Source organism: Moorena producens PAL-8-15-08-1, from assembly GCF_001767235.1.
GTDB classification, from domain to species: domain Bacteria; phylum Cyanobacteriota; class Cyanobacteriia; order Cyanobacteriales; family Coleofasciculaceae; genus Moorena; species Moorena producens_A.
The window spans coordinates 9,542,762-9,554,894 of record NZ_CP017599.1 but is presented as its reverse complement, the minus strand read 5'-3'; the positions used below and the strand labels follow the sequence as shown (position 1 = coordinate 9,554,894).

General features: G+C 44.8%; 16 protein-coding genes. 5 read left to right on the top strand and 11 right to left on the bottom strand.

All coding sequences use genetic code 11. The features are described 5' to 3' along the window. Nucleotides 1-85 precede the first annotated feature (85 nt). Nucleotides 86-334, bottom strand: coding sequence for a hypothetical protein (locus tag BJP34_RS35090; protein WP_070396328.1), 249 nt, complete (start codon nucleotides 332-334; stop codon nucleotides 86-88). 270 nt (nucleotides 335-604) lie between these two features. On the opposite strand from BJP34_RS35090, the gene BJP34_RS45285 reads away from it, so the two are divergent. Then, on the top strand, nucleotides 605-772 hold the full coding sequence (locus tag BJP34_RS45285) for a hypothetical protein (RefSeq protein ID WP_158517654.1): 168 nt from the start codon (nucleotides 605-607) through the stop codon (nucleotides 770-772). Here BJP34_RS45285 and BJP34_RS35085 read toward each other — a convergent pair. The 3 genes from BJP34_RS35085 to BJP34_RS49875 all read right to left on the bottom strand — a co-directional run bounded on the left by BJP34_RS35085 (nucleotide 756) and on the right by BJP34_RS49875 (nucleotide 1,954). After that, nucleotides 756-1,052: a hypothetical protein gene (locus BJP34_RS35085; RefSeq protein ID WP_070396327.1), complete on the bottom strand. Its 297-nt coding sequence runs from the start codon at nucleotides 1,050-1,052 to the stop codon at nucleotides 756-758. The two genes, BJP34_RS45285 and BJP34_RS35085, sit on opposite strands and share 17 nt — an antisense overlap. Nucleotides 1,053-1,429: 377 nt before the next feature. After that, complete coding sequence (locus tag BJP34_RS35080) at nucleotides 1,430-1,816, bottom strand: hypothetical protein (RefSeq protein ID WP_070396326.1); 387 nt, start codon at nucleotides 1,814-1,816, stop codon at nucleotides 1,430-1,432. A 12-nt stretch (nucleotides 1,817-1,828) separates the two neighbouring features. Next, on the bottom strand, nucleotides 1,829-1,954 hold the full coding sequence (locus BJP34_RS49875) for a hypothetical protein (RefSeq protein ID WP_267876449.1): 126 nt from the start codon (nucleotides 1,952-1,954) through the stop codon (nucleotides 1,829-1,831). A 179-nt stretch (nucleotides 1,955-2,133) separates the two neighbouring features. On the opposite strand from BJP34_RS49875, the gene BJP34_RS35075 reads away from it, so the two are divergent. Beyond that, nucleotides 2,134-2,388: a hypothetical protein gene (locus BJP34_RS35075; RefSeq protein ID WP_070396325.1), complete on the top strand. Its 255-nt coding sequence runs from the start codon at nucleotides 2,134-2,136 to the stop codon at nucleotides 2,386-2,388. Nucleotides 2,389-3,312: 924 nt separating this feature from the next. Here the strand turns inward: BJP34_RS35075 and BJP34_RS35070 are convergent. Both BJP34_RS35070 and BJP34_RS35065 read right to left on the bottom strand, forming a co-directional pair. Further along, entirely contained in the window at nucleotides 3,313-3,528 is a 216-nt protein-coding gene (locus BJP34_RS35070; protein WP_070396324.1) for a hypothetical protein, read from the bottom strand. A 682-nt stretch (nucleotides 3,529-4,210) separates the two neighbouring features. Further along, nucleotides 4,211-4,474 carry a hypothetical protein gene (locus BJP34_RS35065; RefSeq protein WP_070396323.1) on the bottom strand — a complete coding sequence of 88 codons (264 nt, stop codon included), beginning with the start codon at nucleotides 4,472-4,474 and terminating at the stop codon, nucleotides 4,211-4,213. 672 nt (nucleotides 4,475-5,146) lie between these two features. Here BJP34_RS35065 and BJP34_RS49870 point away from each other — a divergent pair. After that, nucleotides 5,147-5,275 (top strand): hypothetical protein, encoded by a 129-nt coding sequence (locus BJP34_RS49870; protein WP_267876448.1) that lies wholly within the window; start codon nucleotides 5,147-5,149, stop codon nucleotides 5,273-5,275. Between the two features lie 200 nt (nucleotides 5,276-5,475). Here BJP34_RS49870 and BJP34_RS49865 read toward each other — a convergent pair whose 3' ends face one another. After that, a complete protein-coding gene (locus tag BJP34_RS49865) occupies nucleotides 5,476-5,601 on the bottom strand; it encodes a hypothetical protein (protein ID WP_267876447.1) in 126 nt (41 codons plus the stop codon). Between the two features lie 795 nt (nucleotides 5,602-6,396). On the opposite strand from BJP34_RS49865, the gene BJP34_RS35055 reads away from it, so the two are divergent. Continuing rightward, a complete protein-coding gene (locus tag BJP34_RS35055) occupies nucleotides 6,397-7,854 on the top strand; it encodes a transposase (RefSeq protein WP_229424180.1) in 1,458 nt (485 codons plus the stop codon). Nucleotides 7,855-8,479: 625 nt separating this feature from the next. On the opposite strand, the gene BJP34_RS46205 is transcribed toward BJP34_RS35055, so the two are convergent. Both BJP34_RS46205 and BJP34_RS49860 read right to left on the bottom strand, forming a co-directional pair. Further along, nucleotides 8,480-8,719 (bottom strand): hypothetical protein, encoded by a 240-nt coding sequence (locus BJP34_RS46205; protein WP_070396321.1) that lies wholly within the window; start codon nucleotides 8,717-8,719, stop codon nucleotides 8,480-8,482. Between the two features lie 856 nt (nucleotides 8,720-9,575). Then, complete coding sequence (locus BJP34_RS49860; RefSeq protein WP_267876446.1) at nucleotides 9,576-9,701, bottom strand: hypothetical protein; 126 nt, start codon at nucleotides 9,699-9,701, stop codon at nucleotides 9,576-9,578. Between the two features lie 536 nt (nucleotides 9,702-10,237). Between BJP34_RS49860 and BJP34_RS45895 the strand changes: the two genes are divergently transcribed. Further along, the gene (locus BJP34_RS45895) at nucleotides 10,238-10,384 is read left to right on the top strand and encodes a hypothetical protein (RefSeq protein ID WP_168166541.1); all 147 of its coding nucleotides are present in this window, start codon (nucleotides 10,238-10,240) and stop codon (nucleotides 10,382-10,384) included. Nucleotides 10,385-10,490: 106 nt separating this feature from the next. On the opposite strand, the gene mraY is transcribed toward BJP34_RS45895, so the two are convergent. Both mraY and BJP34_RS41825 read right to left on the bottom strand, forming a co-directional pair. After that, the gene (gene mraY, locus BJP34_RS35040; protein WP_070396319.1) at nucleotides 10,491-11,600 is read right to left on the bottom strand and encodes a phospho-N-acetylmuramoyl-pentapeptide-transferase; all 1,110 of its coding nucleotides are present in this window, start codon (nucleotides 11,598-11,600) and stop codon (nucleotides 10,491-10,493) included. Nucleotides 11,601-11,793: 193 nt separating this feature from the next. Beyond that, a complete protein-coding gene (locus BJP34_RS41825) occupies nucleotides 11,794-12,087 on the bottom strand; it encodes a hypothetical protein (protein ID WP_149031349.1) in 294 nt (97 codons plus the stop codon). Nucleotides 12,088-12,133: the final 46 nt, after the last annotated feature.

The following is a 12,133-nucleotide window of genomic DNA, read 5'->3' as shown; positions in this document are numbered from 1 at the left end:
TATTCTGCCCAAGACTCTACAGACCTCTGGTGAAATAAAGTCTGATTAATTTCCACCAGATGTCTGACGGAGCCTAGTAGTTTGATTAGCGCTTGAACAGGCTACCAAAATCAATACTGCCCCCAAAAGTTCCACCGAAGGGTGAGAAGATTTCAGTGGCTACAATGGTACCATCATCGTCTAAGTCGAATGCTAGTTGGTTACCGATGCTAAATCCGATGCCACTGAAACTTAATTTGAAAATTCCACCAATGATGTGACCCATCATTTCAGCATCTTTCAGTTCAGTTAAACAATTTTCGCGAGAAACATTAAGGTCAGAAATAGTAATCATTGCTAGTAAATCTCCTGGAAGTTAGCTTTAGCTTGTGTTTTGTTTGAGGTTTGTTCGTTCCTCATCACATTTACATCCTAGGTGTTTTTTTTTAGGGATGCAAGGGGTTTTTAAAAGGGTTAGGGACATTAAAAATGCATTGTGTCTTTTAGGGATTAGTTATTGGGGATTAGTCATTTTACCTTTGCATACCAGCCGTTTGCCTGGAATTATGTGTGATTATTATTCAGTTAGTGAAATGGCTAGTTAGGGAAATTAGGGACATAATTATTGCTGTTTTTTCTTTTGTTATTTTATTTGTTTTGGAAGAAAAAGAATGAAGCGGTCTTGAGGGAGTCGGGAGTCGGGAATCGGGAATCGGGAATCGGGAGTCGTGTGGGGAGATGGGGAGATGGGGAGGTGGGGAGATGGGGAGATCTGATCAGGGTAGGTTTTTAAGAAAGCCATGAGTCTGGGGTGACTGGGTGTGGTGTGGCTGGAAGGGATGCAGGGCTACTCCGGACGGTTTGATAGATGCGATCGCTTTTGTGTTGGTGAAATGGTACAGTCCATTTTCCCCACTCCGGCTGGGATCTCCGGAGTGTTTGATAGATGCGATCGCTTTTGTGTTGGTGAAATGGTACAGTCCATTTTCCCACCCCGACTGGGATCTCCGGAGTGTTTGATAGATGCGATCGCAAAAGTGTTGATGAAATAGTTCAGTGAATTTTCCCGGCATTGGTGAATTTTGGGATCAACATCAGTGGAGTGGGCATCCTGCCCGCAAAGGCCATAGATTGAAACTGGCTTGATGGCAGTTCCACCCCTGAATCCTACTCCACCTATAAAACCTATTAAACCCCTGAGCCCTGTTCTACTCGGTGATCGATGCGATCGCTTTTGTGTTGATGAAATAGTTCAGTGAATTTTCCCGGCATTGGTGAATCTTGGCATGAACATTAGTGGGGTGGGCATCCTGCCTGCCCAAGCATAGATTGAAACTGGCTTGATGGCAGTTCCACCCCTGAATCCTACTCCACCTATAAAACCTATTAAACCCCTGAGCCCTGTTCTACTCGGTGATCGATGCGATCGCTTTTGTGTTGATGAAATAGTTCAGTGAATTTTCCCGGCATTGGTGAATCTTGGCATGAACATTAGTGGGGTGGGCATCCTGCCCGCTCCACCATAGATTGAAACTGGCTTGATGCCAGTTCCACCCCTGAATCCTACTCCACCTATAAAACCTATTAAATCCCTGAGCCCTGTTCTACTGGGTGATCGATGCGATCGCTTTTGTGTTGGTGAAATACTCCAGTGAATTTTCCCGGCATTGGTGAATTTTGGGATCAACATCAGTGGAGTGGGCATCTTGCCCGCAAAGGCCATAGATTGAAACTGCCAAGATGCCAGTTCCACCCCTGATGCCAGTTCCACCCCTGATGCAGATTCTACTGGGTTATTTATGCGATCGCGTCTGTAATGGTGATCAGCTCCAGTCAATTTTACCCACCCCTACTCCCATCTCCCCACACCTCCCCATCTCCCCATTTCCCCATCTCCCCATTTCCCCATCTCCCCATCTCCCCATCTCCCCATTTCCCCATTTCCCCATCTCCCCACACTTCCCACACTTCCCACACTCTTCTCCCGACTCCCGACTCCCGACTCCCGATTCCCTACTCCCTAATTTCTTAGTAAATTTTGTTTAAAAATAAACTATTAAGTTATTTAAATTATTTGCAAGTATAATTGACATTAACGTCGTCAAATTATACAATAGATATATTGCAATTTTCAGCAAAAGGAAACGAATCATTATGGATCAAAACTTCCTCCCCAACCCTGATGATAATCCCAACCAGCCTAGTGTGCATAACCCCTCAGGTGAGGGACAGCGACGACGGGAACAAATCAAACATATGTTAATTGGTTCTCCCCAAGTTGTTCGGAACACAATTTCTACACTTTATGCCCTTGGTTACGCCCAGGTGAATGATTGGAGCACACCTCAACCTACTGAAAATCCTGGAGAGGTGATCAGTATTTTGATTCGATATGTGCTGCTAGATTAAGCTAGATTAAGATAGTAAATTGCCAGGGATGCCAATCCCTGGCTAAAACAAAACCTCAAGTCTCAAGGATAATGTAGTGTGTTTTAGATTCCGACAATTGACCGGCTAAGTAAAGCACAACTAACATGATTCGGTGGTGTTACTAGTGGATTGAGGTGCAGCTAAGCTGTGAAGGGTTGAAAATTGCAATAAAAAATTCGGTCAAGGATTGGCGTTAACCAAAACTTGACCGAATTTTTTTTTAAAAGGGAAGCGGGAGTAAAAACTGAAGTCGGTTCCTCTAAACTGCTTGATGTATAGCACTACCCATTAAAGTTAGGACATTGATACAAGCAGCAAAACCTTGTGTAGTAAACTTTTGCCTCTTGCCTCTTGCCAATGCCATTGCGCGTAGCGCTATATATAGCGTTTATCATAGCTATGAGGTACACATGATTTTTTCCCTCTTCCCCTCCTGGGAGGGGTTAGGGGCTCACAGGGGTAGGTTTTTTACATTTGGGTAAAACATAGGACAAGCCAGAGGGAGAGGAAAAGAAAAACAACTAACAAATGATGATTAAGAGCGTGATTTGCGCGGTCTTGGGGAGGCAGCGCTTTCTTATCCCCCACACCCCACACCCCACGCCCCACACCCCACACCTGACGTCAAAGTAAAAAACATACCCTTGAAAGGGGGTTAGGGGTGGGTTCCTCTTCCCTCTTCCCTCTTCCCTCTTCCCTGCTCCCTGCTCCCTGCTCCCTACTCCCTGCTCCCTGTACTGTTATGTAACCTCAGGTAAACCTTAAACAAAAACTCCCCCCTTAAGCAGATTGGGGGGAGTAATCTTTGAGCACTAATTATCCAGTGCCTTTATAAGCTAGCTGTTGATTGTGTTGCCCAAAGTGAATGTGATTATCCGAGTGATGCTCGGAGTGACAATCACATTAGTGTGAGTGTTCAGGGCAGTGTTGGGTTGTAGGGTGGGGCTTATGTGTAGTCTGGGGCTTATGTTTAGCCTTAGGCTTATGGCGCTTAGCTACTAGGAACGCCAACAATAAAAAGAAACCACCGTTGATTTGGTTCATCGCCACATCTGTATCCTTGAGCTCAGTCAAAAAGCTCTCTGATTCCTGAATATCATTAATTGCAATACGTGCCATTGAGGAAAATCTCCTTATGAATTGGTTTACTTTGGAACGAAAATTTCCACACTCCACCCACTAGAATCCTGGAGATTCTTTTTTAGTTATTAACTCTATAGGCTCCTAGTTGGAGTTACCCATACCTATCATCGAGTTTTGGGATAACCCAAGACCCTAGGGAGTGTTAAGCACCGTATTTATCGTGGTAACCACAAACTTGGTAAGTAAGGGCACCTTGAATAACGCCAAGACAGCTATCTTACCGATGGGGGCACAATTAAAGTTGCCACCCATTTATTTTTTTCGTTCTCTGAAGAGTAGAATAATTCATTTACTGGATAAAATCAAGTCCTAGGGCGGATGAATTATCAAATATGAAGTAAGTATAAATTATGAATTATCAAATATGAAGTAAGTATAAATTATGAAGAATGAAAGCTCAATTGTGAAAGATAAATGAGTAATTATAGGGTTTCTAAAATAGATGAGGTACAGTCTTTATTGGCCTGATTGGCTTTATGAGCTTATTGTCTGCTGGCCAAATCCTTTTCCTCTCCTGGTCGGGGTTATATAGCGCTACGCGCCAGTCAGAAGTCAGAAGTCTATTCCTAACCTCAGGTAAACCTTCACCAAAAACTCCCCCCTTAACGAGATTGGGGGGAGTAATTTTTCGGCACTAATTATCCAGTGCCTTTATGAGCTAGTTGCCGCCGAAAGTGAATGTGAATGTCGGAGTGAATGTGAATCTCGGAATGGTTGTGACTGTCGGATTGGTTGTGACTGTCGGAGTGACAGTCACATTAGGACTGATAGTAAAGCCCCGCCGCCGGAAAAAGCGCCGCACGAAGAATCCGAATAAACCACCGTTGATTTGCTCCATCGCCACATCTGTATCGTTGAGCTCAGTCAAAAAGCTCTCTGATTCCTGAGCAACGGAAAGATCATTAATTGCAATACGTGCCATTGAAGAAAATCTCCTGATTAATTGGTTTACTTTGGAACGAGAATTTACACACTCCACCCAGTAGAATCCTGGAGATTCTTTCTTGGTGATTAACTCTATAGGCTCTTAGTTGGAGTTACCCATACCTATCATCGAGTTTTCGGATAACCCAAGACCCTAGGGAGTTTTAAGCACCGTGTTTAACCTGGCAACCACAAACTTTGGAAGTAAGGGCACCCTGAATAATGCCAAGACAGCTATCTTAGCGATGGGGGAACAATTAAAGTTGCCACCCATTTATTTTTTTCGTTCTCCGGAGATTAGAATAATTCATTTACTGGAGAAAATCAAGTACTATGAAGGAGAAAATTTTAACTATGAAGGAATAATAAATTATGAATAATAAATTATGAAGTAAGAATAAATTATGAAGAATAAACTAGTAATTATGAAATATCAATTGTGAAAAATAAATTATGAATTATAGCGCTTATAAAACCTATCAATACTCTAAGTAATAAGGTACACTTTATTGTTTTTAGGGAACAGCTAACAGCTAACAGGGAGCAGGGAGCAGGGAATAAGTAAAAAAACAATCGTACCTCATAGCTATGATAAACGCTATAAATGAAGTACAGTCTTTATTGGCGCTGATTGCCTTTAATATGATGTCGGGATAATTACCCTGTCTTGATGCAGTCGCTCATGGGGGAAACCAACGGCAGTCGGTCTTGGGGGTCTCCCCCGGAGACGAAACCTGATTACGTTGAGCCTTTATGGTTGGTCGGCTATGCAGATGCATGGGTAAAACTTATTGATTAGCGTGATTTGCGCGGTCTTGGGGAGGCAGCGCGGTCTTGGGGGTTCCCCCCGGAGACGAAACCTTAGATAGGGTCGCCTTTATAGTTAGCAGGTTATGCAGAAAAGGGTTAAATATTTGTTAATAGCGATGCAGCGCGGTCTTGGGGGTTTCCCCCATGAGCGACTGCATCAAGACAAGGCTCCACTATCTTACGGTAACTTCAAACCATGAGCGACTGCCGTGGTTCCCCCCATGAGCGCTTTGCATGGCTGACAAGGCGAGCCTGTCTTACGGTAACTTCTAACCATGAGCGACTGCCGTGGTTTCCCCCACTCGCGCTTTGCATGGCTGACAAGGCGACCCTATCTTACGGTAACTTGGCCGTAGGCCACGCTTGGCCGTAGGCCACGCCAAAGGCGAACGCGAACAAACCATGAGCGACTGCCGTGGTTTCCCCCAAGACCGCGCTGCATCGCTTGTCTGTACCCCCACACCCGGTCACCCGGTCACCCGGTCACCCGGTCACCCGGTCACCCTACACCCCACACCTGACGTCTTTGTAAAAAACATACCCTTGAAAGGGGGTTAGGGGTGGGTTCCTCTTCCCGATTCCCGATTCCCAATTCCCGATTCCCGATTCCCGATTCCCGATTCCAGACTCCCGACCCAAATGTAAAAAACCTACCCCTGTGAGGGGGTTAGGGGTGGGTGCCTTCTGCCCTCTGCCTTCGATTTGGCGCAAGGGTGTAAGTATTCAAGCGGACATGAATTACCGATTCGTAAGCTCAGGTAAACCTTCAACAGAAACTCCCCCCTTAACGAGATTGGGGGGAGTAATTTTTCTACACTAAGGATCCAGTGCATTTATGATGTAGGTGTGGACTGGAGTTAAATTGACCGTGATCTCTATTGCACCATTATTGGTGACAAGTTAAGGAAAATAAGCCCTTGTCAAGGGGGTTTTAGCATTCCCTGAAGTGACAAGTAGCTCTAGGATTGAGTAACTCTAAGTCAATTTGGTCATTAGCCTCACCATTAAACCCCTAAAAATAGGGATAAATCGGTATTTAATTCCATAAAATGGACATTGAAATTTTGCTAGCGCTAGAGTATAATTAGAATGTAGGATTCAGATTTGACGATGCCCAAGAGAGTAGACACAGCAAAAAAGAGATCGACTCAGATAGTTCCAGTTATAGGGATGACTGAGTTGGTTAAGGCTGAGCTGCTGTCTACAATGAAGAAACTGGGCATAGTCAGGTCTGAGTCCTATAACAAGCTAGGTAGCATCAGTCATTGGGGTCTCGATTGGAAAAAAGCCTATCCAGAGGTCAGGAGTTTTAGGACTCCTGAATCTTTAGGGCTGCCCTCCAAAATAATGGAATGGACTGTTAGTGATGTCGCGAAAGCCATCACAGCGAGCCAAGCAGCCTGTACCGATGCCGTTGTCAAAAAGATTTACAAAAAGCTTCCTGGGAAGGACAATCAAAAAGCCAGAAAAGAGCTTTGCAGACAACTTAATACCTTAGCTCTACTTGAAAACCCATTGCTCCATAGACTTGTCAGAAAAGAGTATCAAAGAGGACATTCTTGGGTTTACAACCAGATAGTTTATCAGCAGGGAGGATATAAATGTAAGAGACTCTCTAGAAATACATATCAGGTGGAATTAGCTGGGCTAAAGAGAGGCAAAAGGAACAATATAATTGTCAAATCTAATCGCCAAATAAAAGGGCAGATTAGACTAATTTACAACCAATTAGCACAGCGATTTGAAATCCATTTTTTAGTAGACCATGGAAATGTAAAGATTCCTACTGACCGCCGAGCTATCGGGGTAGACAAAGGATACACTGAGGCTTTCTATGATTCAGAGGGTCAAGCGCATGGGAAAAAGTTAGGCAAAGTAGCTACCAAAAAATCCAATCGAATATGTGCCAAGAATCGTAATAGAGGAAAACTTTGGGCATTTCATAGGAAACTGGAAAAATTAGACCCAGCTAAGTCGGCTCGCATCCTCAAAAACAATCTAACCAGAAAGACAGAAAACAAGCGCTACAGGCAAAACCAATCAGAGCTTACAGCTATTATAGGAGCTGCTTCTAAGTCCCTTTTTAATGGGGAATCACTAAAAGTATTTACTGTTCGCGGAGCGTGGCCTACGGCCTTAGATTTAACACAACCAATCAAAAATAAACGTCAGTCCAAGGCAATGTCTCGCAAACTTAACAGTTGGATGAAGGGAAAGATGCGGGATTCGTTACAGAAATGGGCTAATTGGACTGGGTCGGTTGTCACAGAAGTTCAACCTAGTTACACGTCGCAAATTGACTCCGTGACCGGAACCCTATTGGGCAAAAGAAGCGGGGACAATTTTACCAGGTTTAATGGGGTCGTGTTACAGGCTGACTACAATGCCGCTAAGAACATCCTTGCTCGGGGTACGGACAGAGAAATTACTCGGTATATGAGTAAGACAGAGGTTCAGGCAGTATTGTTGCGTCGTACCGCGTGTTTCTTGGTTAGAAGTTACCGTCAGAATAAGGCAGCCTTTATGGTTTGTCGGCTATGGGTAAAAGGTTTAAAACTTTATGATTAAGGCTGCCTTATTCTAAGGTTTCGTCTCCGGAAGGGATGGGACTGAGTCTGCTAGATGCAGTTGAGCTTGGATGGCTTAACTGCAAACATAGCAAAACTCAGGCTTTCAAGCAACTCCTGGTCGGGATGCCAGGAACGTCTAAATAGATGAATGGCAGGCTTAACTCCAATTGCCGATTACCATTCCTCACTTAGACCACAATAAATTGCACCTTGACCGTCTTGTCCGGTTTTATCCAGATTTATGACGGTTTAAGAGTATCCCAACACCTTTGAGCTCTCTATCTAGATAGTGCTAGTCTTTTTAAGAAACACTAAGGAGCCATGTAAAAATAAGTTGTACAAATTTTATCTGAAATAACTTGTGAGATATAGCTTCCAGAACAAAAAATGTTCAGGTTATTTTTACGCGAGTCCTAATGGTATTGCAGCGATATTCCGTAGTAAGGCGTTGCTGATTCTGGCTATGATTCCGCCCCGCGACCCCCAATCCTAGGGGAGAAAAGTAAGTTAAAGTCCCCCCCGGTGCGCTTGACCCGTAATTAAATTCGCCACGGGTCGCACCGCAAAGTTGGGAGATAATGGTGGTATTACCAAAACCAGAGGATATCAATTAATACTTCAATTCAGCGACGACCTCGGCGACCACCTCGGCGACCACCTCGGCGACCACCTCGGCGACCACCTCGGCGACCACCAAAGAACGGAGGACGAAAGAACGGACCAAAGAACGGACCAAAGAAAGGACGAAAGAACGGAAAAAAGAAACCACCACCGTTGATTTGGTCCATCGCCACATCTGTATGGTTGAGCTCAGTCAAAAAGCTCTCTGATTCCTGAATATCATTAATTGTTATAAGTGCCATAGAGGCAAATCTCCTGACGAATAGGTTTAGTTTGGAACGAGAATTTGCACACTCAACCCACTAGAACCCTGTCTTTTTTAGTTATTAACTCTATAGGCTCCTAGTTGGAGTTACCCATACCTACAATCGAGTTTTGGGATAACCCAAGACCCTAGCGAGTTTTAAGCACCGTGTTTAACCTGGCAACCACAAACTATGGAAGTAAGGGCACCCTGAATAACCCAAAAACAGCTATCTTACCGATGGGGGCACAGTTAAAGTTGCCACCCATTTATTTTTTTCGTTCTCTGAAGAGAATAATAATTTCTTGACTGGAGAAAATCAAGTCCTAGGGCGGCTAAATTCTTTAAGAATTATGAATTCTAAAGGCTGAATTAAGTAGAAAGTATGAATGCATAAAGGTGAATTAAGTAAGTGGGTTTAATTAATCCGTAAAATGGCGATTGACATTCAAAATGCTTAAAACCCCTTGAATACAGGCTTCCCGCTTCATTGTCCGAATCTGAGTTTTAAGGTTTATTTATGCCCACCTCACCTACTTATTAAGAAGGATGAAGGATGAATTAATTATTATTGAAAATCAATAAATTTTATTAAGAATCAAGAAGTATTATTAAGGATGAAAGATTGATCAGTAGACCTCTTGTAAAAGTATTGTCTTGATGTAGCCCCTCCCCACTCGCGCTTTGCATCAAGACAATGTGTTTAAGTATAGCGTTTTTATTTGAGATGTAAACATAGCATTAATAGGAAAAGGGAAAAGGGAACAGGGAACAGGGAACAGCAGGAAAGAGCTCCGAAGAGTTTTTGATGTTATGATAAATCAGCAAGATTGTTCATGACCTATTTGTAAATGCTATAGCGGTTTTAAATTAGGTGAGGTACCAATTCTTCGGTTTTTAGGGAACAGGGAACAGGGAACAGGGAACAGGGAAGTCGGAAGTGGGAACAGGGAACAGGTCAAAAATCTTGTGTACCTCATTAGGTTATAAACCGCTATAGCGTTTCTCGCACTTATGAGGTACAGTCTTATTTCAGGATGATTCCCTGTCTTGATGCAGTCGCTCATGGGGGAAACTACGGCAGTTGCTCATGGGGGAGACCCCCTTTGGCGGCGCTGCCTCCCCAAGACCGTAATGGTGCGTTTGACCCGTAATTAAATTGCCCACGGGTCGCACCTCTGCATCGCTTACAACCCTCTTGACTATTGCTAGCATGCCTATTGCTAGCATGCCTATTGCCTCTTGCCTTAAAAGGATAAGCTTTGTCCTCATGACTATGAGAATTGCTATATATACCAACTTAATCGCAAACTACTTCTTCCCTCTCCCCCCACTCCTGAGGGGGTGACAACAAGGCTAAAAACTAGACAGGGTATGGGGTGTGGGGTGTGGGGGGTGGGGAAAATAGAAGCTGCATCGCTTCTTCGTTGTTTTCCTTTTCCTCTCCCTGTGATCCGCCCCCGACCAGTCGGGGGTTGGGGGTGAGGCAGGACCCAAATGTAAAAAACCTACCCCTGTGAGATCTCCCCATTTCCCGCTTCTCACGACTCACGACTCACGACTCCCGACTCCCGACTCCCGACTCCCGACTCCCGACTCCCGACTCCCGACTCCCGACTCCCGACTCCCGACTCCCGACTCCCGACTCCCGACCCTAATGTAAAAAAACCTACCCCTGTGAGGGGGTAGGGGTGGGTTACTCTTGCATGCATGCCTCTTGCCTTGATCAACTATAGACCTTGGGCAAAGGAGAAAAAACCAATGAGAATTTACCTCAAACACAACAAGACCAGAAGCCCATTAACTACATAAAATACCGCCACTATCTGGGTCTCTGACCAGCCAGAAAGTTCCAGATGATTGTGGAACGGTGACATTTTTAATAAACGTTTACCCACCCCATTGGCATCTTTGGTGGCTTTATAGTAACTAACTTGAGCTATCACTGATACGGCTTCTAGGAAGAAAATACCACTAATTATAAATAAACCCCAGAGGTTCCCAGTCAAAAGTCCTACCGCTGCTAGTGCTCCTCCTAGGGCTAGAGAACCGGTATCCCCCATGAAGACTTTGGCGGGATTGCGGTTGTGGGCAATAAAACCCAGGCAACTGCCACTCATACAAGCACAGAAGACCATTAAACCAGGGGAGGTCGGAGCAATCAGGGCAGCTAGTCCTAAAAATGCGATCGCACAGGTTCCTGCTGCTAGTCCATCCACTCCATCGGTAAGATTAGTAGCATTACTTTCTGCTAATAGCACAAACATACCCACCGGCCAAAACAAGAATCCCAAGGGTAAGACGATCCCCAAGGGTAGGGTGATGTTAGTGATACTGGCTGGCTGGGTTTGTGATAACCATAGACAAAACAGTAAACTGACTACAATTTGTAAGGCCAGTTTCATTCTCGGGGACATCCCTTTATTGGAGCGGCGTTGGACTACTTGCCAATCGTCCACCCAGCCAATGAACATATAGCCAAGGGTAGCTAGGGATACCGCTAGGACCCGGATAAAATCCTGCTGTTGGAGGAATAATCCTGACCACACCAGGGCAATCACCACCCCTACCGGCACAAAAAATATGCCACCCATGGTGGGGGTACCCGCTTTGTGTAAATGGGATTGGGGACCCTCTTGACGGATAATCTGACCCATTTTGAGTGCTTGTAGAAAGGGGACTGCTCGATATCCAATCCCAGTAGTGATCAGAGCACAGATCAACAGGGGTATAGTGATGGAGTTACCTGCGATCAGGGACCGAGCTGCTGTCCCATCCAAAATTAATGCACCCAGAGTTAAGCCGATTGATAGAATATATAGGAGTTTAGTTCCCGTTAAGTTGAACAACTGCCCAGACAATCGTTTAGAATCTACCACAAGCCTCTTATTCCTTTTTTTCGAACACTCCTCACAAAGATACAATTCCCTGTATCTTTGTTCATATCCGTATAATTTACGGTTACGAGTCAAATCCTAACATCAAAGGTATGCGATCGCTCAGGGTAGGATTGATTTTTGGCAATTTACGAGATGATCAAGCCATGACCGGATCACAGTTGGGTAGGGTGCGTTAGGGGCGGAAAGCTTCTGATGTTTCGCTTTGTAGCCAGCGTTGGTATACTCCGCCCCGTAACGCACCACCCAAGGGAGAGCCCTCATTTTCCGCCTCTTCGCCCCTTGTTGGGACAGCCCGCCTGGGAATTGAAACAGGCAAGATGCCTCGGAATTGAAACAGGCAAGATGCCTCGGAATTGAAACAGGCAAGATGCCTCGGAATTGAAACAGGCAAGATGCCTCGGAATTGAAACAGGCAAGATGCCTCGGAATTGAAACAGGCAAGATGCCTCGGAATTGAAACAGGCAAGATGCCTGTTCCACTGGGTTAACCATGGTGCAACTCCACTGTAATG